Source organism: Streptomyces sp. RP5T, from assembly GCF_003933965.1.
GTDB lineage: Bacteria > Actinomycetota > Actinomycetes > Streptomycetales > Streptomycetaceae > Streptomyces.
Genome location: NZ_RSAJ01000076.1, coordinates 1 through 23238, shown reverse-complemented (window position 1 = coordinate 23238; position 23238 = coordinate 1). Strand labels below are relative to the sequence as shown.

Below are 23238 nucleotides of genomic sequence, written 5' to 3'. Positions count from 1 at the left end.
GTGGTAGACGTCGCCTTCCTGTGCCTGGTGGAGGGTCTCGCCGGGGGGCGGGAAGCCCCCGGGCGGGATGCCCGCGGCGCCGGGGTCGTTGATGGCGTAGTCCCACAGGATCCAGTCGCGGGCGGTGAAGGTGGCGCCGCTGGTGCCCGCGGTGTGCTGGCGGACCGTGGCCGAGCGTTGGTCGGTGGGGGTGACGTGGTGGACGCGGGCGTAGTCGTTGACGCCCTGACGGGCCCGCCAGTAGAGGGACGCGAAGAGCAGTTCCTTGCCGTTCTTGACGGCCACACAGCCGTTGTCCTCGTCGGTGACGACGAAGTCGGGACGGTCCCAGCCGGTGGGGATACGGCCGGGGCGTGCGGCCAGCGTCTGGAATTCGGGCCAGTCGCGGGATAGGAACCGCAGGGCGTTCAGGCCGACCCGGGTCCAGGTGTGGGTGGCCTGGAGGTGGAGCTGGGGGTAGAGCTGACCGTCGGCGACCATCTCCTGGGTCCAGCCGACGATGTCGGGGTCCTTGAAGACCGCGGCCGTCATGACGGGGTTGGAGTCCCATGCGGTGCGGGAGGCGTAGGCGATCTCGCCGGGGTAGACCTCGTTGCGCCAGCCGATGACGGTCTCGATGCGGGAGATGCGGCAGCCGTCCTTGTCGACGTCGACGACCCGGAACGCGCCGCGCGCCTTGGTCATCCGCACCATCTGCTCACGCAGTTCGGGCGCGTCCTGGCCGTCGTGCCCGCGGGTGACGGACTCGTACATCATCACGAGCCAGTCCATGACCTCGCCGTAGTTGCCGACGTAGCCGAGTTCGCGAGTCAGACCGGCCTCGGTGACCTGGTAGTAGCTGTCGCCCAGCGGCTTGGTGGGGTTGCCGTCGGCATCCTCGGGGCCGAGGTAGGCCTTGAGGCCAATGGATTGGTACATGTAGTCGCGGGCCCTGGTCTCGTCCAGGGCCTGGTCGGGGGCGAGGAGTCGGAGTCCGCGGTTGGCCTGGTAGATGCCGATGGCGCAGATCTGGGACTGGTTGCTGTAGTGCGGGAAGTGCCGGCGCCAGTAGTCACGACTCGCCTTGAGCATGTCGATGTAGGCGTCCTTGCGCACCGGCGGCACCGGAGTGGTGGTGTCGACGGGGGCGACGAGGGTGACGTCGTCGAACCAGGCGGTACCGGGGCCGGACAGGCGCAGGTGCAGTTCCATCTGAGTGGCTCCGGCCGGGGTGGCCAGGTCGATGGAGACGTACTCCCAGTCGTGGGTACCGGTGCTCGCGTACTTCTTGTGGTCGCTGCCGACCAGGTTGCCGCTGGAGTCGAAGAACAGCGGGTCGATGTGGGCGCCGAGGCCGGTGACACCGTCCGTCCTGATCCAGGCTCCGTAGGTGTAAGTGCCCTGGGATATACGGGTCTTGGGGGCGGAGTAGACGTAGCTGTAGCCGCTTGCGCCGGTGGCGTCGAGCCGGAGGGAGGCGGAGCCGGAGCGGGCGACCGTGGTGTCCCGGGCCCAGGTGCCGGAGGGAGCCCAGCCTGGCTTCTGCCAGCCGGTGGGGGTGTCGCCGCCGGACTCGAAGGAGGGGTTGGCGATGCCGTACGGCAATCCGGTGACCTGGGTGGTGAGGCCGTCGCCCAGGTGCTCCCAGAGCAGGGCGAGTACCAGGCCGACCCGGCCGAAGCCCTGCCACTGCTGGTCGGAGCCGGTCAGCACGGTGGGGTCGGCCTTCCAGGCCATGTAGCGGCCGTCGATGGCCTGGAGCACCCGCTCGACCGCCTCCGGCTTGCCGTGCGCCGGGCTGCCGGACCACAGGTAGCCCTCGGCCAGTGACTGCATGGCCCAGCCGTCCATGGCGGCCGGGGTCGCGCTGGTCAGAAGGTCGTTCTGGTCCTTGAGCACCCGGGTCTTGATGTCGTCGAGGACGTCCTCGCCCCCGGTGCGCGGCTTCGGCTCGGGTGCGGGGCCCTGCACCTCGCCCCTCGGCGGCATGAAACAGGGGTCGGTGTGGGTGTAGAGGCGGTAGATGCCGCGCGAGGGCGTGGTCATCGTGTAGTAGAGCTGGGCCTGGTTCTGGCCGTAGGACCAGATCCGGCCCATGGCGCGGATCTCCAGGGACACTTTCTTCTTCCCGGCCGTCATCCTCTCCGGCAGCGGCAGGGTGTGGAAGAAGAAGCGGCCCGGACTTCGGGGCGCGGTGTCGAGGATGTCGAGGCTGTCGACGGCTCCCTGGTCCTGATAGCCGACCTGCTTGCCCTCGCAGAACAGCTGCAGGCGCCACATGTGGGTGCCGGAGGCTGCCTCCTCCGAGGTGTCGTCGTAGTCGTCGCCCCACAAGCGGACCGTGACGTAGGTGGTGCCGGTGGGGCTGACGGCGACGTCGAACTTGAGCGTCCCGCCCCAGTACGAGGCGGGGCTTGTCGGGTTGAGGACGCGGGCGGACTGACCGAGGCCGCCGGTGACCGTGTCGGAGAGGGTGGCGGTGAGGGAGTGCACGGCCTCGGAGTCCGCGTCGCCGAAGACGACGACGTCGAGCGGGGCGCAGCCACGCGCGGGCCCGTGAGTTTCGGCGGCGACGGCGGGTGCGGCGGTCGGCAGTCCGATCGCGGCCGCGGCGACTCCGGTGGCCCCGGCGTACTTCAGCACATCGCGTCTTCTGGGTGCGTTGGGCACGGGTGATCCTTTACTTGAGGCTGCCCATGAGGATTCCGCTGCGCCAGTACTTCTGGAGGGCGAACATGAAGACCGCCAGCGGAATGATCGACAGCAGCGACCCGGTGAGGACGAGGGTGTTCATGTCGCGGGAGGTCTGCGCCTGCTGCACCCAGGAGAAGAGGCCCAGGGTGACGGGGAAGGAACGCTCGCCGTTGAGCATGAACAGGGGGAGGAAGAAGTTGTTCCAGATGTTGACGAAGTCGAGCATGAAGATGGTGATGCCGCCGGTGCGCATCAGGTTGAGCGCGATGGAGAGGAAGATCCGCGTCTCGCCGGCGCCGTCGATGCGGGCCGCCTCCATCAGTTCGGTAGGCATCGAACTGTCGGCGTACACCTTGCCGAGGTACACGCCGAAGGGGTTGATGAAGTACGGGATCAGCACCGCCCAGACGGTGTTGGTCAGGTGGATGTCCGCGAAGACCAGGTAGAGGGGGAAGGCCAGCAGGGTGCTCGGCAGCAGGGAGGCACCGACAATGACGCCGAACAGGGCACCTCGGCCCCGGAATTCGAACTTCGACAGGCCATAGCCGGCGGCCAGCGAGAGGAGCGTCGAACCGGCCGCACCGACGGTGGAGTACAGCACCGAATTGAGGATCCAGCGGCCGAAGACCCCGTCGTGGTAGTCCCAGATCCCCCGGAAGTTGTCGGCGAAGTGGTTCGCGGAGAACCACAGGCCGAAGGTGGAATACAGATCGGACTGGTTCTTGGTCGAGGCGACCAGCAGGAACCATGTGGGGGCCAGCGAGTACACCAGGAAGACGATCAGGAGGGCAGTGGTGAGGGCCACCGCACGGCGGGTGGGGCGCACGCCGCCCCCTGTGGTGACGGCACTCATGACATCTTCCTGTTCGTGACGCGGTAGAAGACGAAAGCGAGGATGCCGGTGACGGCGGCGAGGACGAGGGACTCGGCGGCGGCGTACTGATAGTCACCGGTCTTGAAGGCCCGGTCGAAGATCTCCAGCATCGGGGTGAAGTCGGTGCTGATGGACTCCGGTGCCACGTAGCGCAGGAACAGCGGCTCGGTGAACAGCTGGAGCCGGCCGATCAGAGAGAACATGCCGGTCAGCACCAGGATCCCGGTGATGTTGGGGATCTTGACGGACCAGGCGATCCGCCACTCCCTGGCACCGTCGAGCCGCGCAGCCTCGTACAGTTCGCGGGGCAGCGCCTGCAGCGAGGCGGAGATCAGGATCATGTTGAAGCCGATGCCCTGCCAGGTGAGCAGGTTGCCCAGCGAGAGGTAGGTGTTGATGCCGCCGAAGAAGGTGACGTCCAGGCCCGCCTTGTCCCCGATGTCGATGATCGGGCTGGCCGTCGGGCTGTAGAGGAACAGCCAGATCAGGGTCGAGACGACGCCCGGAATGACGTACGGGATGAGCAGCCCGGCACGGAAGAAGCGGACGGCGCGGGCGGCGACGACGTCGAGCAGCAGGGCCAGCAGCAGGGCGATGCCCAGCATGACCGCGATCTGGGCGGCGCCGAAGAGCAGGGTGCGGAGCATGCCGGCCCAGAAGGACCCGTCCGCCAGGATCGCCGAGAAGTTGGCGAAGCCGGTGAAGACGACCTTCGGCGGGCCGAAGCCGATGCCGCTGCTCTTCTTCTCGTGCAGGCTCTGGCTGAACGCGTAGCCGATCGGTACGACGTAGGTCAGGACGAAGCCGGCCAGGAAGGGCAGAAGGAACAGCAGGCCCTTGTAGGCTCCCCGTCGCCCGGTCCGGCGGGAGGAGGTCCGCCGGACCGGGGAGGCGTCGCCCGCAACCTGCGGGGGTCGGGTGAGGGTGGACACGGATGTCTCCAAGTGGGATGCGCCGGGGGGACGTTGGCTGTCAGTTCGCGGCGACGGCCTTGACGCCCTTCTTCTTCAGGTCGGCGAGCACCCACTCCTGGAGGTGCGTCAGCATGTCCTTCACGGACATCTGCTTCTTCATGACCTTGCCCCACTGCTTCTGCATCTCGGAGTACATCGCCGCGTAGTCCGGCCCGTATTGCCACTGCTCCCCCACCCGGGACGCGGCGGTCTTGATCACCTGGGCGCTGTCCGAGTCGCCGTTGAACATCTCGGTCGGGATGATCTTGTCGACGTAGGGCGAGACGTCCTTGACCGCCGGGAAGAGCCCCGACTTGGAGGCGGGGTCGGTGAGCGCGGTCAGGGACTCCTTGCTGCTGGACAGCCAGGCCGCGAACTGGGCTGCCCGGTCGGGGTACTTGCAGCCCTTCAGTACGGCCGTCACGTCGAAGTTGCTGGAGGTCTGCGGGTGGGCCGTGTCGAAGACCGGCGCGTCGGCGAGCTGCCACTTGCCCCTGGACTTGGGGAAGTTGGTGTCGTAGATGGGGAGCTGCCAGGTCGAGGTGGTCATCAGGATCGTCTTGCCGAGGTCCCAGGTCTTGAAGACGCCGGGGTCGGAGTAGGAGGCGTTGGAGGCGAGGTTGTCGTCCACGAGCTGCTGGACGGTGTCGGCGGCTTTCAGCGCGTCCGGAGAGGTGAAGCCGATCTCCCAGTGGTCGCCGTCGACCTTGTACCAGGCGGCGCCGGCCTGCCAGGACAGGTCCACGAGGGTGCTCGGGTCCTCGCCCGCCATGTTGAAGATCTTGACGTTCTTGTCCTTCTTCTGCACGGCCTTGCCCGCGGCGATCACGTCGTCCCAGGTGGTGGGGGCCTTGATGCCGTACTTCTGGAACAGGTCGGCCCGGTAGGCGGTGAACAGCGGGGAGGAGCCGGTGGGGATGCCGTAGGTGGCGCCGCCGGGGCTCACGCTGTTCCAGGCGGGCGTGGTGTAGCGCGACCTGTAGGGGGCTGCGGTCTTGGTGATGTCGGTGAGGAGTCCGTCGGCGGCGAAGTTCGCCAGGTTCATCCCGTCCATCTTGGACAGGCAGGGGGCGTTGCCCGAGGTCACCGCGGCGCGCAGCTTTTGGTAGACCGTGTCACCGGCCGCGTTGACGAAGGTCACCTGGGTCTCCGGGTGCGCCTTGTTCCACACCGCGACCTGGTCCGAGATGCCCTCGGTCCAACTCCAGAACTCCAGCTTGACGTTGCCCTGGGTCGTCTTGGTGGCCGAGTCGCCGTCGTCGCCGCCACCGCAGGCGCCGAGGACGAGGCAGAGGGAGAGGGTGGCGGCCGCGCCGGCTGCGGCTCTCGAACGGATGGTGCTCATCGGTCCTCCAGGAAGGGCGGGACGGCGCCGGCGGCAGCAAGAGGGTGCGGACGGCTGAGGGGCAGAGCGACGGGTACGGAGGGGAAACTCATTCAGTAACCGTTTGCTGTGGGACCGTAAGACCTGAGCACCCTGACGCACAAGAGGTCGAGGCTCACTTGTTTCGTCCAGCTTGCACTTCTGTCACCGTCAGGTGCTTTGAGCAGGCAATTTAACCCATGTATGGATATTGCGAGCAGCTCACTTCTGCCAATGGCCGGAGTCTGGAACTCATTGACCCGTGTCGCGCGGTCTAGCTAGCGTGGAATACGGTTACTACACGCCCCTCAGACGACCCTCCACATCGAAGCGGTGACCCATGCCCACCTCACACCCACCACGCGCGCTGTTCGCGATGAACCCGGTGCACCTGCCCGAGTTGTTCCCACCACGGCTCCTGGCACGGCTGACAGCCCTGGTGCAGATCGATCCCACTGTCGTCGTGGAGGACTTCACCGATCCGGCGGCCGTCGGTGCCCTGGCCGAGACGGACGTGTTGATCACCGGGTGGGGCTGTCCGCCCATCGACGAGCACGTGCTCGCGGCCGCACCCCGCCTCAAGGCTGTACTCCACGCCGCGGGCAGCGTCCGCAACCTCGTCGGACCCGAAGTCTGGGAACGGGGCATCCAGGTGTCCAGCGCGGTGCGGGCCAATGCCCTGCCCGTGGCGGAGTACACCCTCGCCATGCTGCTGCTGTCCGGAAAGGACGCCTTCGGACTGCGCGAACGGTTCCGCGCCGAGCACACCTACCCAGCACCCGCCGGCCATGGCGCTGTGGGCAACGTCGGACGACGTATCGGGATCATTGGCGCCTCCCAGGTCGGACGCCGCGTCCTGGAGCTGCTGCGGCCCTTCGACTTCGTGGTGTCGCTCTACGACCCCTACGTCGACGCCTCAGAGGCCGCCGAACTTGGCGCCGAGTCCGTGCCCCTCGACGAGCTGATGAGCACCAGCGACATCGTGAGCGTGCACGCGCCCGACATCCCCGACACCTACCGCATGCTCGACCGCCGGCGCTTGGCGCTGATGCCGAACGGCTCGGTGCTGGTGAACACATCCCGCGGCGCCCTCATCGACCCCGAGGCGCTGACGGACGAGCTCGTCTCCCGCCGCATCAACGCCGTCCTGGACGTGACCGAGCCGGAGCCGCTGCCCGCGGACTCGCCTCTGTACCACCTCCCGAACGTCTTCCTCACCCCCCACATCGCCGGATCCCTGGGGAACGAACTGCAACGTCTGGGCGCCACCGTCGTGGACGAGCTGGCCCTCTTCGCCGCAGGTGCACCCCTCGCCAGGTCCGTGCTCCGCAAGCACATGGCCTACAGCGCCTGAGTGCAAAGGGCGGGGCACCGCCACGACCCGCCCCCTCACGGCCAGAGCCGCTCACGCGGAGCCAACCGCCTCTCGGGCGGCGCAACCCCGACACGGGGCGGCCCTGGTGATGCGCGGTCACAGCCCGCAGGCAGGACCTGCCCGGACCGCGCCAGCGGGGCGCTGCGGCCGTTGATCCCTCTACCGCGCGGGCCAGGTCAGCCCATCACGATGTCCCTGAAGGCGACCAGCACTGCCGACTCCGCCGTCATCTCGGCCTTCAGCACCAGGGCACGGCCGTCCCAGTCGATCACCGCCCCCGAGCCGTTCTCGAACAGCACGGCGGGACGCACCTCCGTGGAGATCCAGGGCACGGGCACCGTGACGGACTCCGCGGCACCGGCGCGACGCCACAGCGCCAGCAGCGTGGTGGCGTCCTGAGCCGTCACGGCGAGCGCGATCCATCCGTCACGCCAGCGCGGCAGACCGAGCGGCCAGCGGACGCGGGAACCGGGCAGCAGGTGCCGGTACGTCTTGTACGTGGCCAGTGCCCTGCGCACGACGGAGAGCTGGTCCGGGGAGAGCAGGTCGGGGCGCCCGCTCAGATGGACCCGGCCGAGCATCGCCGAGACCATGACCGTGCCGAGGTCCGCCTCGGTGTGCTCGGGCAGTGGGTAGGCCCAGATCGCGGCCTGTTCCGGAGGCACGGCGGTGGGAGCCGCGGCGGCGATCGCGGGCAGGAGACGGAAGTCCTGCTGGTCGGTGACGGAATGGATGGGCAGCCGGGACAGCACCGCGTGGTCGGTACGGCTGCCTCCCGCCGCGCAGCTCTCCAGGACCAGGGCCGGATGGCGGTCGAGGACTCCGTCGAGCCAGTCGAGGTACGCCCGGTTGTGGCCGAGCAGGCCGTCGCCGGGACTGTCGGTGCCGTCCGGACCGTCGGTGCCCGCCCCGATGTCGATGTTGTAGTCGAGCTTCAGATAGCCCACGCCGTACTCATCCACAAGACGGTCGACGACGGCATCCAGGTGCGCACGGGCAGCCGGGTGGCGCAAGTCGAGCTGGTGCCGCCCCCACTCGACGAGCCGTACACCGTCGCGGCGGAAGAACGCCTCGTCCGGCAGGACGGCCGCAACAGGGCTGCGGACGCCCACGACCTCGGGCTCCAACCACAACCCCGGAACCATCCCCGCGGCCTGGATGCGCTCGGTCACCTCCCGAAGCCCGCCCGGGAACCGGGACTTCGCCTCCCGCCACTCCCCCACGGCATCCCACCATCCGGGGACGCCGCCCGGTCCGACGGTGCCGGACGGCTCGGGGTCGAACCAGCCCGCGTCGATGCAGAAGACCTCCGCGCCGACCGCCGAGGCGGCGTCCACCAGCGGCAGCAGGGCCCCGGTCGTGGGTTCACCCATGAGGCTGTTCATGAAGTCGTTGAAGACCACGGGGAGTTCCTGGTGGTCCGCGTGCGGTCGCCGGGTGGCTCGGCGGTGTTCGGTCAGCGCCGCCGCGGCGGCTTCGAAGCCGCCTTCCGGGACCAGGGCGACCGCCGCGGGCACGGCCGTGAAGGTGTCGCCGGGTGCGAGGCGACGGCTCCACTGGTGTTCGCGGTCCGTGGGGCCGGACAGCGACAGGTACACGTCGCCGAAGCGGTCGCCGATCTCTGCGTGCCAGGAGCCGTTGTGTTCGATCTGCCACAGCAGCGCACGACCGGTGGCCGGCTCCTCCAGGCACCCCATCGGGAGGTGTTCGGACGAGGACCACGATCCCGTACTGGTCACCGCGATGCGATTCTTCGATCCGGTCTGACCGTATGCGGTCATGCCGACGTCGTAGAGCCCGCGCTCGGCCAGTGTGGCCCGGGACCAGCGAAACTCGCCGCTCCACGGATTGGCCGCCAGCCACAGGGAGATCCGGTCCTCCCAGCGGGCGCCGTCAGGGAGGTGCCGGGCCAGTCCGGACAGGACCATTGAGGAGACGTACTCGACCGTCACCGGCCGCTCGCCCGCGTTCCGCACCGTCGTCTCGGTGTGCAGTACGGGTATGCCCGCACGCAGGGTGAACAGCACGGTGGCCGCCACCCCTCCCGAATCGTCGGCGAGCCGTACCCGCAGGTGCTGGGTGCCCGGGTCGCTCACACTCTCCTCGTGGGTCACGTGGCGCAGAGCACGCGCCGCGACGCCGTCCACATGCCGCTTCCCGGAGGTGCCCAGCCGTCCGCTGCCCGCGGTCTGGATCTCTACGACGGGCAGGGCAAGGTGGGCGAGTTGGGCACACCGTTCCGGCTCGCGCCGCGGATCAGGCAGGGCGGACGCCTCCCCCACGGCCAACAGCCGTACCGGCCCTGCCGGTTCCCAGGCGAGGAGGACAGACAGTTCGTCGCGACCCCAGCGCAGATGCGTGACGGACATGATCATCGACTCCACGGTCCAGAAAACGATTACTATTCGATCAGGCTAGATCCTGCCGTCAGCCGCCCGCAACCATCACCGGGTGCAGTAACGTCACAGACGTGGCAGACAGTGAAGAGAGCGGAAGCAAGAGCCGGGCTCGCGGCTCAGGGCGACGGAAGAGCATCCGGACTGACCGGCCCAGCACCATCCGCGATGTCGCACAACAGGCCGGCGTGTCGGTGGCAACCGTTTCCCGCACCCTGGCGGGCAACTACCCCGTCTCGGAGCAGACACGGGCCCGCGTCATGTCCGCCGTCGACTCCCTGCACTACGTGGTGAACGTCCACGCGAAGGCCCTGTCGGGCAGGGTCCCCGGGCCTGTCGCCCTCGTCATCCCGGACATCACCGGCCCGTCGCTGGCGCATGTGGCCGCCGGGGTGGAGCTGGAAGCCAACAGCCGGGGCCGACTGAGCCTGGTCTGCTCCACGCACGGTGATCCGGCACGGGAGGACGACCTCGTCCAGCTGATGCGAGAACAGCACGCGGCAGCAGTGGTACTGGTCGGCGGCGCGGTCCCCGACGCCACCTACCACCGCCGCATGGCCGCCTACGCCAAGGCCCTGGACGCCGCTGGGTCCCGCCTGGTCCTCCTCGGCCGACCGCCCCTCGCCCCCGGACTGCCCGTCACCGTCGTCGACTACGACAACCACGGCGGCGCCTTCCAGGCGGTTTCGCATCTGCTGACCTCCGGACACCGCCGCATCCTCTTCCTCGGCGGCGAGCAGGGGTTCAGCAGTGCCGAGCAGCGTCACAGGGGGTTCCTGGACGCTCTGCGCGCTCACTCGGCACCCCATCTCACCGAGTTGGACATTGCCGGTCACTACACCCGCGCCTCCGGATATCGCCGTGTACGCGAGGCGCTGGACGCCGGCCTGGACTTCACCGCCGTCTTCGCTTCCACCGACGCCATCGCCCTCGGAGCCATGGCCGCGCTTCGCGAGGCCGGACTGCGGGTGCCCCGTGACATCTCACTGGTCGGCTTCGACGACGTCCCCTTCGCCGCCGACCTCACCCCGTCCCTCACCACCGTCCGGGTCCCCTACGAGGAACTGGGACGCACCGCCATACGCCTGGTCCTAGATCGCGAGGAAGGCGCTTCCGGCGACAGCCAAGTCGTGCTCAGCACGCAGTTGATGATCCGGGACTCGGTGCGGGCGCGCAGATAAACCGGTGCGGGCGCGCGGTCCTCATCAGCAGCTGTGCCGGATCGCCGAGTGGCCATCGGTTTCCCCACGCCACCAGGGGTGCCTTCACTGGGTGGTTGGTGCTTGCGTGGCCCACCAGGCAGCGACCTGCGCCCGGCTGGTGAAGCCGAGCTTGGCGCGGATGTTCTCCACGTGGAAGTCGACCGTGCGCGGCGAGACCACGAGTTCCTCGGCGATCTTCCGATTACTCAGACCCTTGGCCACCAGCGCCGCCACCTCCCGCTCTCGGCGGGTCAGCGGGCCAGGGACAGCGGCGGCGGCCACGGGGGCCGGGGCGATGCCACCGCCCAGGGCGGAGTCGATGGCCTGCTTGGGGGTGTCGTGACGGCCCCCGACCGCGAGTGCCCTCTCGTACCCCTCCTGTCCCAGTGCTCGTACGACCAACCGTTCGCACCGTGCGTGGTCGTCGTCCAGCGGCGGACCGAACACGGAGATCTCCACACCCACATCGCGCCACATCTTGCGTGTGGACCCGAGGGTTCGGCCCGCTCGCTCGTACTCACCGTAGGAAGCGATGATCCAGGCGAACGTCTCCAGCATCAGCGCCGCGCTGAGCGGCTCGTTGAAGCCTCGCTCGATCTCGAGCGAGGCCCGGATCAACGCCAGGGCTTCCTCACGACGACCCTGCCTCCACGCGTGGCAGCTCAGCGTCCACAGCGCATGCGCGCGCGCCCACCGCTCACCGTGCGCCTCTGCCAACTCGACTGCCTGCCGACCAGTCGTCTCACCCCGTGGATCACCCAGGTCCATCTGCACCGCGGCCAGCTGGAACAGCAGGAAAACCGCCGAGCCCTTCTCCGTGACCACCGTGTGGGCGGCTACAGCATGCTCGAACAACGGCACGGCATCCGCCAGCCTCCCCTGGAACGCCGCCCGTGTGCCGCGAAGTCCCGCGACGTGCGCGAGCAGTGCCACGTCACCGTGCCGCTCGCACAGTTCTCCGGCCTCGCGCAGCCACCCGTCGGCCGCCGCATGGTCACTCTGCAGCAGCGCCACCCAGGACGCTGCGCACAACGCCCTGGCGCGAGCCAGGGTGGGTTCGGGCGCGGCGGAGAGCGCACGGCCGAGTTGTCGTCGCCCTTCGGCAAGGAATCCGCCGGCGCACCAGTAGAAGCGCAGCGCCGAGGCCAACGCGAGGGTGGCCTGCGGATCGTCGTCCCGGTCCAGCGCGGCCAGCAGATTGGCATGCTCGGCGCGCAGCCGGGTCAGGGCCTCCTCCTGGCCCGGGCCGTACCATCGGCCGGCGATGCGCTCGGCAAGGGCAAGGTTGAAGTCGCGGTGCCTCCGCAGCAGGCGCTCTTCCTCACCGGACTCGGCGAGCCGCTCCCGACCGTACTCGCGGACCGTCGCCAAAAGCCGGTATCGGGGCAGGCCCTCGTGCTCGGCGGGTAGGACGACGGACTGGACGACCAGCCGGTCGAGGACGTCCAGCACCTCCTGCGCGGGAAGGCCCTCTCCGGCGCAGACGGCCTCGGCCGCGTCCAGGCCGAAGCCGCCGGCGAAGACAGACAGCCGGTTCCACAGCAGCCGCTCGGCCGGGGAACACAGCTCGTAGCTCCACTCCATCGCCGCACGCAGCGTGCGCTGCCGAGGTCGTGCGGTCCGGCTGCCTCCGGTAAGCAGCGCGAAACGGTCTTCCAGCCGGTCCGCGGCCTGTTCGACGGTGAGCGTACGCAGCCGGGACGCGGTCAGCTCGATGGCGAGCGGCAGCCCGTCCAGGTCGGCGCACAGCCGGGTGACCGTGTCCCAGTTGTCGTCGGTGATCCGGAAGTCGGGCCGTACCGCGCAAGCACGGTCCCTCAGGAGTTCGACCGCCTCGTCCGGCACCTTCAGCGGCGGCACGGTGAACACGTGCTCACCCCCTATGCCGAGCGTCTGGCGACTCGTGGCCAGGATGCGCAGTCCAGGGCAGGCCGACAGCAGCGCGTCCGCCAGCTCGGCGCAGGCGTCGACAAGGTGCTCACAGTTGTCCAGCACGATCAGCGCCCGCCGCTCAGCCAGGCGCTCGGCAAGCCGGTCGAGGGCAGGTGTGCCGCCCAGGTCCACGATGCCCACAGCGGCGGCGGCCGTGGTCGCCACCGCCGAGGCGTCCCCTACCGGTGCCAGGTCGACCAGCCACGTCCCGTCGGGAAAGGCCTTCCTGGCTGTCGCCGCCACCTCCAGCGCCAGCCGCGTCTTGCCCACGCCGCCCGTCCCGGTGAGAGTCAGCAGCCGCGCCGAGCCCAGAACACGGCGGATCTCGGCGATGTCATGGCCCCTGCCCACGAACGTGGTGAACGCCTCGGGCAGGTTCCCCGCGCGCGACGCCAGGACGGTCATGCCAGTCGCCTCCCACCCGCTCCGAACCGCGCCCGAACCCTCACTTGCCTGCTGGTCGGCGGCCGTACACACAACAGGGTAGCAACTAACATGTTAGATATCACTGGCTGCCCATCCCGGTGCAGATCGATCTTGCCGCCGACCAGGGCCGCGATGCAGGGCGCCTCGAATGCCTGCCCGGGGCGGCCGACGAGACCAACCACGAGGCGGCGTCTCTCGCGAGGCCGGCGAGCCGCTTGCCGAGAGGGCCACTGAACATGTCGGCGACCCCTTTGACGGGCCGGGCCGGCACCGAAGCCCAGGCCGGTGCCTCCACCGCGCCCTCCTCGTCGACCGCCAGGTGATCGCCTAGACAGCGGCATGCGCCTCCAACCGGCTCAACAGTGTCCGGAGCGCGGGCATGGGGTGACCGCCGCTGCGCCTCTCGGCAAGGCAGTCGTACATGGTTTCAACGTCCTGGGCGCGGACCTTGCCGCCGTGGTGGAACCGGTCGAACGCCTGGTAGTCCAGCGGCAGCACGTCCGCTTCGATGGCCTGGTGTGTCCGGGCAGTCTCACGTGGCCCCATGGCCTTGGCCATGTGTTCGCCGGCTTGGCCGTACCGCGGGAGGGTCATGATCTCGGCCTGAGCGCGACAGGCCAGGTTCCAGAGTTCCTCGTCCTGGACGAGGGCGGTGAAGTCGGGCCAGACCGCGAGTTCGGCGGCCGCGTACACCGGCGAGGCGGCGGTGCAGAGCTCAGACCTCTAAATCGGGCGCACCCCCTGGTGCGCCCTGCTGGACGCCGTCGGAACCGAGCCCCTGAGCGACAAGAGGTGTCAGGGCCCGTCGGTGTATCCAAGCCCACCCGCGCCTGCGCACCGGATCACGTCACGCCTGAGCGATAGCCATCGCTCCCGCTCGATGGACGGGATGAGCGGGAAAAGCCGTGCGGCTGCATGCGGGACCCCACCGCGATCCGCCGTCCCGCCGTATCTGCCGGTCTCCTCTGGGCCGTTACCAGTACGGGCCGTTTCCTGGTGCCACCAGCTCTGGTCGGCTTCCGATTCCTTGCGTGCTGCCAACGTCCCGAACTTGATGTTCAACCACTCACCGATACCACCCGTAGACCTACCCAGTTGAACTCGCGCACAGCGGACTCCTCCGTTGGCCCACGGACTGAAGCTATGCCTTGATGCGACGTTTCCGCAGTCCAGAGGCATGCATGGCGGGGCGGGCGGGACTCGCTCCCATGGCCTACCAAGACGCTGCAGCGTCGCTTGGGGCCGTTTCCCCCGGGTCAGTTCCTGGCACCCACCAGCCGCCGCAACGACCCGCACTCTCGCGTACCGCAAACCCAGACGGCCACCACATCGAAGGCCGCGGGCCACATGCACCCGCCAGGGCGCAGACCCGTCGAGCGCATTCTTCTCGTTACCGGCGGCCTCAGAGCGGCCTCAATCCATGACACCACCGTCGCACGCCCCAGCGAAACAGGCGCCTCCAGATACGCATCTGCCCGCATTCATGCATGTCAGAGGGGTACCAGCCAGCGCAGGCCGAGCCGGGCACCAAACTAACGAGCAGCGGATTTAGTCCGTTGAGACAAAGTTGACGATCCAACAGGACAAATTGAACGTTTCCGCAGGTCAGAAGCCTGCGCAGGTGGGGCGGGTGGGACTCGAACCCACGGCCGACGGATTATGAGTCCGCTGCTCTAACCGGCTGAGCTACCGCCCCATAGCGGCGTGTCGCGTACATGCGTGCGCGCCGTCTGCCGCAGCATAGCCGCTCATACGATCTCCTGCTTCGCAGGGGCGACTTCGCATGCCCCGAAGGACTCCGCTGTTGACCTGCGCAGTTCCCTCGGACATGAAAAAGGACCCCATCGGGGTCCTTCCTCTTCCTGCTCTCCCGACTGGACTCGAACCAGTAACCTGCCGGTTAACAGCCGGCTGCTCTGCCAATTGAGCTACGGAAGATCGAAGCTCCCCCGACTGGACTCGAACCAGTAACCTGCCGGTTAACAGCCGGCTGCTCTGCCAATTGAGCTACGGAGGATCGCCTCGTTGCATCGAACGTACCTCCCTGGGTATTCGCCAGGGGGCGGGCGCTCGCTGCGACACATACATTAGCGCAAGCAGGGGGGTGCTCCGCCAATCGGTTCCCCTGACCCGGGACCGACACCGATACCGACACCGACGTCGCACCGGATACCTACGCAAGGAAGGGTGGCCGCCATGCGCTACAAGCTCACGTTCGTGGTCGGACTGACTCTGGGTTACGTGCTGGGCACCCGTGCCGGGCGCGAGCGCTACGAGCAGTTGAAGAAATCCGCCCGTCAGGTCGCCCAGAACCCCGCCGTCCGCAACACCGCGGAGACCGCCGCCCAGCAGGGCCGCCAGTTCGCCGGCAAGGCGTACCACGCGGTCAGCGACAAGGTGGGCGACCGGGTGCCGGAGTCCGTGACCCAGCGGGTGCGCTCGCTGCGGGACCGCAACTCCAGCGGCCCGGCGGAGGACGACTGGGGCACCAGCTCCCCATGAATCCGCAGTGACATGAACCACCCGCGGGCGTGGGACCGGTGATGCCGGTCCCACGCCCGCGTCACCGTGCGCACTGCGCGCACCGCCGCGACGCTACGCCCATAGAATTTCCGCCATGGGGATAGTCGCCGGGTTGGACAGCTCACCCGAATTCACTCGCATCGTCGTCTGCGACGCGGACACGGGTGCCGTGCTCAAACAGGGGTACGCGCCGCACCCGGTCGAAGGGCGTCCCTCCGACGTGGATCCCCAGGCCTGGCTCCTGTCCCTCGGTGAGGCCGCCGGGGGCGGGCTCCTCGAAGGCGTGCAGGCCATCGGCGTGTCGGCCCAGCAGAACGCCGTCGTGCCACTCGACGCCCAGGGCAACACCGTGCGCCCCGCCATGGTCGGCGGCGACAAGCGCGCGCAGGTGGCCGCGGCCGACCTCGTCGACGCGCTCGGCGGCCGCGAGGCGTGGGCCCAGGCCGTGGGCTGTGTCCCGCAGGCCGCGCAGCCCGTCACCAAGCTGCGCTGGCTGAACAAGACCGAGCCCGACGCCGCCCTGCGCACCGCCGTCCTCCTCCAGGCGCACGACTGGCTGGTGTGGCAGCTGCTCGGCCGGCCGGTGCGGCGGACCACCGACCGCGGCGGGGCCTCCGGGACCGGCTACTGGTCCGCGGCCACCGGCGCCTACCGCTCCGACCTCGTGGAGCTGGCCCTCGGCCACCAGGCGATGCTCCCCGAGGTGATCGGCCCGGCGGACGCGGCCGGTACGACCCCGGAGGGGCTGCTGATCTCCGCCGGGACCGGGGAGACCATGGCCGCCGCCTTCGGGCTCGGGATCGGGCTCGGGGACGCCGTGGTGTCACTGGGCGCGTCCGGGTCCGTGATGGCCGTGCACCCCGAGGCGCTCGTCGACAACACCGGGATGATCACCTCCCTGGCCGACGCGACCGGCATGCACCTGCCGGTCGTGACCACCCTGAACGCCGTACGGACCCTGCGCGGGGCCGCCGAGATGCTCGGGCTCGGTGATCTGGAGAGCCTGTCGGACCTGGCGGTGAAGTCGACGCCGGGCGCCCACGGCCTCGTACTGCTGCCCTATCTGGAAGGCGAGCGGACGCCGAATCTGCCGCACACCGCGGGGACGCTGAGCGGGCTCAGGCGGGAGTCGATGAAGCCGGAGCACCTGGCGCGGGCGGCGTTCGAGGGCATGCTGTGCGGGCTCGCCGACGCGCTCGACGTGCTGCGTGGCCGGGGGGTGGAGGTGCGGCGGGTCTTCCTGCTGGGGGCCGCCGCCGAGCTGTCCGCGGTACAGGCCTCGGCGCCCGCGCTGTTCGGCGCGCAGGTCGTGGTGCCGCAGCCGGCGGACTACGCGGCGATCGGTGCCGCCCGGCAGGCGGCCTGGGCGCTCGGGGTCTCGCAGGGCACGCTCGACCCGCGCACCCCGCCGATGTGGCAGGGCCCGGCCGCGCAGGTGCTGGATCCGGGCGAGGAGCTTGCGGTGGGGCAGGCGGTGCGGCAGCAGTTCGTGTCGGTGCGGGAGCAGACGTACCCGGGGGCGTTCCGCTAGGACCCGTCCGGCGTTCCGCCAGGGCCCGGAAGGTAAGGGTCCGGTAGGAGTCGGCGTCCGTGCGGAGCCCGCAGCCCGTGCGGAGCACTGCTGTCGGCTTAATCGGTTGAGGTAACACGGGTGGAGTGTCCGACGATAGGGGCCAGGGGCAACCACTCGCCCCGTCGCCGACTCCGAGAGACGTAGCGTGCTCATACGACTTCTGCGGACCTATCTCAGGCCCTACAGGAAACCCATCGCCCTTCTGGTGCTGCTGCAGTTCCTGCAGACCTGCGCCACCCTCTACCTGCCCACGCTGAACGCCGACATCATCGACGAAGGCGTGGTGAACGGCGACACCGGCTACATCCTCAGCTACGGCGCCCTGATGATCGGTATCTCGCTGGCGCAGGTGGTGTGCAACATCGGGGCGGTGTTCTACGGCGCCCGGACCGCCGCCGCGCTCGGCCGGGACCTGCGGGCGGCGGTCTTCGACCGGGTGCAGTCGTTCTCGGCGCGCGAGGTGGGTCAGTTCGGCGCGCCCACGCTGATCACGCGGACGACCAACGACGTGCAGCAGGTCCAGATGCTGACCCTGATGACGTTCACCCTGCTGGTGTCGGCGCCCATCATGTGCGTGGGCGGCATCGTGCTGGCGCTCGGACTCGACGTGCCGCTGTCAGGGGTGCTGGTCGCCGTGGTGCCGACGCTGGGCATCTGCGTGACCTTGATCGTCCGGCGGCTGCGGCCGCTGTTCCGGGCCATGCAGGTCCGCCTCGACACGGTGAACCGGGTGCTGCGCGAGCAGATCACCGGCAACCGGGTCATCCGGGCGTTCGTGCGGGACCAGTACGAGGAGGAGCGCTTCCGCAAGGCGAACACCGACCTGACGGAGATGTCCCTGCGGACCGGCAACCTGCTGGCGCTGATGTTCCCGGTCGTGATGACGACGGTGAACCTGTCGTCGATCGCCGTGGTGTGGTTCGGCGCCCACCGCATCGACAGCGGCGGGATGCAGATCGGTGATCTGACCGCGTTCCTCGCCTATCTGATGCAGATCGTGATGTCCGTGATGATGGCCACCTTCATGTTCATGATGGTGCCGCGCGCGGAGGTGTGCGCCGAGCGCGTCCAGGAGGTCCTGGACACCTCGTCGAGCGTGGTCCCGCCGGTGGCCCCCGTCACCGAGCTGCGGCGGCACGGGCATCTGGAGATCCGGGGTGCGGGCTTCCGCTACCCGGGCGCCGAGGAGCCGGTGCTCAGGGCGATCGACCTGGTGGCCCGGCCCGGCGAGGTGACCGCGGTGATCGGCTCGACCGGCAGCGGCAAGTCCACCCTGCTCGGCCTGGTCCCCCGGCTGTTCGACGCGACCGACGGCGAGGTCCTCGTCGACGGCACCGAGGTGTCGGACATCGACCCGAAGCTGCTCGCCAAAACGGTCGGGCTGGTGCCGCAGAAGCCGTATCTCTTCGCGGGCACGGTCGCCACCAACCTTCGCTACGGCAATCCGGACGCCACGGACGAGGAGCTGTGGCACGCGCTGGAGGTCGCGCAGGCCAGGGACTTCGTCGAGCGGCTGGAGAACGGGCTCGACTCCCCCATCGCCCAGGGCGGCACCAATGTCTCCGGTGGTCAGCGCCAGCGGCTCGCCATCGCGCGCACGCTCGTGCAGCGGCCGGAGATCTACCTCTTCGACGACTCCTTCTCCGCGCTCGACTACGCCACCGACGCGGCCCTGCGGGCGGCGCTCGCCGAGGAGACCGCGGAGGCGACCGTCGTGATCGTCGCCCAGCGGGTGGCCACCATCCGCGACGCGGACCGGATCGTCGTCCTCGACGAGGGGCGGGTCGTCGGCACCGGCACCCACCGGGAGCTGATGGCGGACAACGAGACCTACCGGGAGATCGTGCTCTCCCAGCTCACGGAAGCGGAGGCTGCCTGATGGCGGGGCCCATGGGGCGCATGATGGCAGGCGGCGGTCCAGAGAACCGCTCCCTGGACTTCAAGGTGTCCGGCAGGCGGCTGCTCGCCCAGTTCAAGCCGGAACGGTTCACTCTCTACGCGATGCTCGCCTGTGTGGTGGTGAGCGTCGGTCTGAACGTGGCCGGGCCGAAGATCCTCGGTCAGGCCACCGACCTGGTCTTCGCGGGCATCATCGGACGGCAGATGCCGGCCGGCGCGAGCAAGGAGGAGGTCCTCGCGCGGATGCGGGAGCGCGGCGACGGTCAGGTCGCCGACATGCTCCGCGGCACCGACTTCACGCCCGGCGAGGGCATCGACTTCACCGCGGTGGGGCATGTCCTGCTCTTCGCGGTCGGGGTGTTCCTGATCGCCGGGCTGCTGATGGCGGTGGCGACACGGCTGGTCAACCGGACCGTCAACCGCACGATGTTCCGGATGCGCGAGGACGTGCAGACGAAGATGTCGCGGCTGCCGCTGTCGTACTTCGACAAGCGCCAGCGCGGCGAGGTCCTGTCCCGGGCCACGAACGACATCGACAACATCGGCCAGACCCTCCAGCAGTCGATGGGCCAGCTCATCAACTCGCTGCTCACCATCATCGGGGTGCTCGCGATGATGTTCTGGGTGTCCTGGCTGCTGGCGCTGGTCGCGCTGGTCACCGTGCCGCTGTCGTTCGTCGTCGCCACGCGCGTGGGCAAGCGCTCGCAGCCGCACTTCGTGCAGCAGTGGCGCTCCACCGGCAAGCTCAACGCCCACATCGAGGAGATGTACACCGGGCACACCCTGGTGAAGGTGTTCGGCCGCCAGGACGAGTCGGCCGCGCAGTTCGCCGAGCAGAACGAGGCGCTGTACGAGGCCGGGTTCAAGGCGCAGTTCAACAGCGGGGTCATGCAGCCGCTGATGATGTTCGTGTCGAACCTCAACTACGTGCTGGTGGCGGTCGTGGGCGGTCTGCGGGTCGCGTCCGGTGCGCTGTCCATCGGTGACGTGCAGGCCTTCATCCAGTACTCCCGGCAGTTCTCGATGCCGCTGACGCAGGTCGCGTCGATGGCGAACCTCGTGCAGTCCGGTGTCGCCTCGGCCGAGCGGATCTTCGAACTCCTGGACGCGGAGGAGCAGGAGCCGGATCCCCAGGTCGCCGAGAAGCCCGCGGAACTGCGCGGGCGGGTCGCCCTGGAGCGCGTGTCCTTCCGGTACGACCCCGACAAGCCCCTCATCGACGACCTCTCCCTGAAGGTCGAGCCCGGGCACACGGTCGCGATCGTCGGCCCGACGGGGGCCGGGAAGACCACCCTGGTCAACCTGCTCATGCGGTTCTACGACGTCTCGGGCGGCCGGATCACCCTCGACGGCGTGGACATCGCCACGATGTCCCGGGACGACCTGCGCGCCGGGATCGGCATGGTCCTCCAGGACACCTGGCTGTTCGGCGGCACGATCGCGGAGAACATCGCGTACGGCGCCGCGCGCGAGGTCACCCGGGGCGAGATCGAGGAGGCGGCCCGGGCGGCCCACGCGGACCGGTTCATCCGGACCCTGCCCGAGGGCTACGACACCGTGATCGACGACGAGGGCAGCGGGGTGAGCGCGGGCGAGAAGCAGCTCATCACCATCGCCCGGGCGTTCCTGTCGGACCCGGTGATCCTGGTCCTCGACGAGGCGACGAGTTCGGTGGACACCCGCACCGAGGTGCTGATCCAGAAGGCGATGGCCAAACTGGCCCACGGCCGCACCTCGTTCGTGATCGCGCACCGTCTGTCGACGATCCGCGACGCGGACACCATCCTGGTGATGGAGAACGGCTCGATCGTCGAACAGGGCACGCACACCGACCTGTTGGAGGCCGACGGGGCGTACGCGCGCCTGTACAAGGCCCAGTTCGCGCAGGCGGTGGCGGAGGTCGACTAGGGCGTGTTGTGAAAGTCCCGTCGTTCGCCCGAAGGGCGGGCCTCGCGGCGTCAGGTGCGTGCTCTCGGCGTGCCGGGCGGAAGCCCTCGTACTGGATGTACTTGGGCTTTCGCCCGGTGCGGCGAAGGGGGTCCCCCCGTCCGAGCCCTGGGCAGCAGGTTCGAGGATGGGGGCGCGTGCATGGCGTCGCAAGGCAGGCGGGACATTCGCAACACGCCCTAGCGGGCGGGGGCCGTCAGGAGACGGCCCCCCTTCAGTCCAGATAGCCCCGCAGCTGATCCGCGAAGGCGTGATCCCGCAGCTTGTTGAGCGTCTTGGACTCGATCTGCCGTATCCGCTCGCGGGTCACCCCGAAGATGCGGCCGATCTCCTCCAGCGTGCGCGGGCGGCCGTCGGCGAGCCCGTACCGGAGCTGGACCACCTTCCGTTCGCGCTCCCCCAGCGTCGACAGCACCGCTTCCAGGTGCTCCCTGAGCAGCAGGAACGCCGCCGACTCGACCGGTGAGGCCGCGTCGCCGTCCTCGATGAGGTCGCCGAGGGCGACGTCGTCCTCCTCGCCCACCGGGGCGTGCAGGGACACCGGTTCCTGGGCCAGCCGCAGGACCTCGCTGACGCGCTCCGGGGCGAGGTCGAGGTGGGCGGCGACCTCCTCCGGGGTCGGTTCGTAGCCGCGTTCCTGGAGCATGCGGCGCTGGACACGGACCACCCGGTTGATCAGCTCGACGACGTGGACCGGGACCCGGATCGTGCGGGCCTGGTCGGCGAGGGCCCGGGACATGGCCTGGCGGATCCACCAGGTGGCGTAGGTGGAGAACTTGTAGCCGCGGGCGTAGTCGAACTTCTCCACCGCCCGGATGAGGCCCAGGTTGCCTTCCTGCACGAGGTCGAGCATGGTCAGGCCGCGGCCGACGTACCGTTTCGCGACGGAGACGACGAGGCGCAGGTTCGCCTCGATGAGGCGGCGCTTGGCCATCCGGCCCCGTACGACCAGACGATCCAGGTCGAGCGCCAACTGGCTGTCCAGGTCAGGGGTGTTGCTCAGTTTCTCCTCGGCGAACAGGCCGGCCTCGACCCGGCGGGCGAGTTCGACCTCCTCGGCCGCGGTGAGCAGCGGGATGCGGCCGATCTCCCGCAGGTACTGGCGGAACAGGTCCGAGGACGGGCCGCCGGTGTCGACGCGGCCGCGGGGCGGCTCGGGCGGCTCGGCCGGCTCGGTCTCCACGTGTTCGAGGGCTTCCGCGGGCGGGGCGTCGGGCTCCGCCTCGGGGTGGTGCGCGACACGGCTCTGCGGGGGCACCGCGACGAGGACGTCGGGCTCGGCGTCCTGCTCTGTCGTGTCGTCCGTACTGTTCTCGGTCTGTGCGAGGGTCTGGGTCTGCACGGGGGCGACCTCCAGGATGATCGCTGCCAGGGGGTGCGGCAGCGGTACTTCGGGGGCGGAGTCGGCGGCCTCGCCGCTGTCCGTCCCGTACGCGTTGGGCGGAACCGCGGGGGTCTGGGACCCGCTGGGGACGGATCGGCCGCGCTCCGAGGACTCAGGCACCGGACCCAGTGTGGAGTACGACACACAGCCGCCACGAGGGGCGTGCGGTGACTTTTTGCAATCGGGCCGTGACCGCGCAGTGACTCCGCCGTACGCGCCGCTAGAGGGCGGCGGCCCCGTGCTCGCGTAGTGCCTGGTCGTACTGCTGGAGCACCCACATCTCGTTCTGCACGGCGGCCAGGTGGGCCACGTCGCCGCCGGTGCCGAGGCGGATGAGGGTGCCCTGGATCTCCTGGATCCGGCGTTCGACGGCGCGGCGGCGGACCTGGACCAGGACCGTGCCCGCGTACACCTCGTCGACCGCGCGCCGCATGATCGCCTCGACGGCCAGCTCCGTGACCATCGCGCGGACCGCGTCGTCGGGGGCGGCCTCGCGGACGCGGACGAGGTAGTCCTGGGAGTCCTGCACCCCGTACTCGGCGCCGCCCGCGTCCATGATGGCCTGGCGTACCGCGGCGTAGGGCGGGGCGGTGAACTCGTCGATGCCGTAGGCGTCGAAGGCCGGGGAGACCAGGTCGGGGCGCTGGAGGGCGAGCTTGAGGAGCTCGCGCTCGGTGGCGTAGACGGGGTTGCGCAGGGTGAGGGCGGGTCCGGAGAC

The 23238-nt window shown here is 69.3% G+C and carries 14 protein-coding genes, 3 tRNA genes and 1 pseudogene; 6 read left to right on the top strand and 12 right to left on the bottom strand.

What is annotated here, in order from left to right; all coding sequences use genetic code 11:
- From EHS43_RS11390 to EHS43_RS11375, 4 genes are all read right to left on the bottom strand, one after another.
- The coding region (locus EHS43_RS11390) for a Tat pathway signal sequence domain protein (RefSeq protein ID WP_125190417.1) at positions 1-2649 on the bottom strand (2649 nt) is incomplete at its 3' end.
- Between the two features lie 10 nt (positions 2650-2659).
- Positions 2660-3526 (bottom strand): carbohydrate ABC transporter permease, encoded by an 867-nt coding sequence (locus EHS43_RS11385; RefSeq protein ID WP_185806210.1) that lies wholly within the window; start codon positions 3524-3526, stop codon positions 2660-2662.
- Positions 3523-4479 (bottom strand): carbohydrate ABC transporter permease, encoded by a 957-nt coding sequence (locus EHS43_RS11380; protein WP_125190416.1) that lies wholly within the window; start codon positions 4477-4479, stop codon positions 3523-3525. The genes EHS43_RS11385 and EHS43_RS11380 overlap by 4 nt, the downstream gene beginning before the upstream one ends.
- A gap of 40 nt (positions 4480-4519) precedes the next feature.
- Positions 4520-5845: an ABC transporter substrate-binding protein gene (locus EHS43_RS11375; RefSeq protein ID WP_125190415.1), complete on the bottom strand. Its 1326-nt coding sequence runs from the start codon at positions 5843-5845 to the stop codon at positions 4520-4522.
- Positions 5846-6203: 358 nt separating this feature from the next.
- Between EHS43_RS11375 and EHS43_RS11370 the strand changes: the two genes are divergently transcribed.
- Positions 6204-7217 carry a hydroxyacid dehydrogenase gene (locus EHS43_RS11370; protein ID WP_125190414.1) on the top strand — a complete coding sequence of 338 codons (1014 nt, stop codon included), beginning with the start codon at positions 6204-6206 and terminating at the stop codon, positions 7215-7217.
- A gap of 197 nt (positions 7218-7414) precedes the next feature.
- On the opposite strand, the gene EHS43_RS11365 is transcribed toward EHS43_RS11370, so the two are convergent.
- Positions 7415-9607 (bottom strand): alpha-galactosidase, encoded by a 2193-nt coding sequence (locus tag EHS43_RS11365; RefSeq protein WP_125190413.1) that lies wholly within the window; start codon positions 9605-9607, stop codon positions 7415-7417.
- Positions 9608-9771: 164 nt separating this feature from the next.
- Here EHS43_RS11365 and EHS43_RS11360 point away from each other — a divergent pair, with 164 nt between their 5' ends.
- Complete coding sequence (locus EHS43_RS11360) at positions 9772-10815, top strand: LacI family DNA-binding transcriptional regulator (RefSeq protein ID WP_260470475.1); 1044 nt, start codon at positions 9772-9774, stop codon at positions 10813-10815.
- An 84-nt stretch (positions 10816-10899) separates the two neighbouring features.
- On the opposite strand, the gene EHS43_RS11355 is transcribed toward EHS43_RS11360, so the two are convergent.
- The 5 genes from EHS43_RS11355 to EHS43_RS11335 all read right to left on the bottom strand — a co-directional run bounded on the left by EHS43_RS11355 (position 10900) and on the right by EHS43_RS11335 (position 15211).
- Entirely contained in the window at positions 10900-13173 is a 2274-nt protein-coding gene (locus tag EHS43_RS11355; protein WP_125190411.1) for a LuxR C-terminal-related transcriptional regulator, read from the bottom strand.
- Between the two features lie 348 nt (positions 13174-13521).
- Entirely contained in the window at positions 13522-13887 is a 366-nt protein-coding gene (locus EHS43_RS47600) for a hypothetical protein (RefSeq protein ID WP_260470474.1), read from the bottom strand.
- Between the two features lie 929 nt (positions 13888-14816).
- Positions 14817-14890, bottom strand: a tRNA-Ile gene (locus tag EHS43_RS11345).
- A gap of 169 nt (positions 14891-15059) precedes the next feature.
- A tRNA-Asn gene (locus EHS43_RS11340) sits at positions 15060-15132 on the bottom strand.
- 6 nt (positions 15133-15138) lie between these two features.
- Positions 15139-15211 (bottom strand) — tRNA-Asn (locus EHS43_RS11335).
- Positions 15212-15390: 179 nt separating this feature from the next.
- Between EHS43_RS11335 and EHS43_RS11330 the strand changes: the two genes are divergently transcribed.
- The 4 genes from EHS43_RS11330 to EHS43_RS11315 all read left to right on the top strand — a co-directional run bounded on the left by EHS43_RS11330 (position 15391) and on the right by EHS43_RS11315 (position 21097).
- Positions 15391-15696, top strand: a complete 306-nt coding sequence (locus tag EHS43_RS11330; RefSeq protein WP_125190409.1) for a YtxH domain-containing protein — start codon at positions 15391-15393, stop codon at positions 15694-15696.
- A gap of 115 nt (positions 15697-15811) precedes the next feature.
- Entirely contained in the window at positions 15812-17248 is a 1437-nt protein-coding gene (locus EHS43_RS11325; RefSeq protein ID WP_185806208.1) for an FGGY family carbohydrate kinase, read from the top strand.
- Positions 17249-17435: 187 nt separating this feature from the next.
- Complete coding sequence (locus EHS43_RS11320; protein WP_125190408.1) at positions 17436-19169, top strand: ABC transporter ATP-binding protein; 1734 nt, start codon at positions 17436-17438, stop codon at positions 19167-19169.
- Complete coding sequence (locus EHS43_RS11315; protein ID WP_125190407.1) at positions 19169-21097, top strand: ABC transporter ATP-binding protein; 1929 nt, start codon at positions 19169-19171, stop codon at positions 21095-21097. The genes EHS43_RS11320 and EHS43_RS11315 overlap by 1 nt, the downstream gene beginning before the upstream one ends.
- Before the next feature lie 253 nt (positions 21098-21350).
- Here EHS43_RS11315 and EHS43_RS11310 read toward each other — a convergent pair whose 3' ends face one another.
- Positions 21351-22640: an RNA polymerase sigma factor gene (locus tag EHS43_RS11310; RefSeq protein WP_125190406.1), complete on the bottom strand. Its 1290-nt coding sequence runs from the start codon at positions 22638-22640 to the stop codon at positions 21351-21353.
- 100 nt (positions 22641-22740) lie between these two features.
- Positions 22741-23238 (bottom strand): annotated as a pseudogene (locus tag EHS43_RS11305) (DNA primase); the annotation flags it as partial.

What these genes read in the sequence shown, in the direction of transcription:
- EHS43_RS11385 (WP_185806210.1), bottom strand. Translation starts at nt 3,526, where the DNA reads ATGAGTGCCGTCACCACAGGGGGCGGCGTGCGCCCCACCCGCCGTGCG.
- EHS43_RS11375 (WP_125190415.1), bottom strand. Translation starts at nt 5,845, where the DNA reads ATGAGCACCATCCGTTCGAGAGCCGCAGCCGGCGCGGCCGCCACCCTC.
- EHS43_RS11370 (WP_125190414.1), top strand. Translation starts at nt 6,204, where the DNA reads ATGCCCACCTCACACCCACCACGCGCGCTGTTCGCGATGAACCCGGTG.
- EHS43_RS11365 (WP_125190413.1), bottom strand. Translation starts at nt 9,607, where the DNA reads ATGTCCGTCACGCATCTGCGCTGGGGTCGCGACGAACTGTCTGTCCTC.
- EHS43_RS11355 (WP_125190411.1), bottom strand. Translation starts at nt 13,173, where the DNA reads ATGACCGTCCTGGCGTCGCGCGCGGGGAACCTGCCCGAGGCGTTCACC.
- EHS43_RS11330 (WP_125190409.1), top strand. Translation starts at nt 15,391, where the DNA reads ATGCGCTACAAGCTCACGTTCGTGGTCGGACTGACTCTGGGTTACGTG.
- EHS43_RS11325 (WP_185806208.1), top strand. Translation starts at nt 15,812, where the DNA reads ATGGGGATAGTCGCCGGGTTGGACAGCTCACCCGAATTCACTCGCATC.
- EHS43_RS11315 (WP_125190407.1), top strand. Translation starts at nt 19,169, where the DNA reads ATGGCGGGGCCCATGGGGCGCATGATGGCAGGCGGCGGTCCAGAGAAC.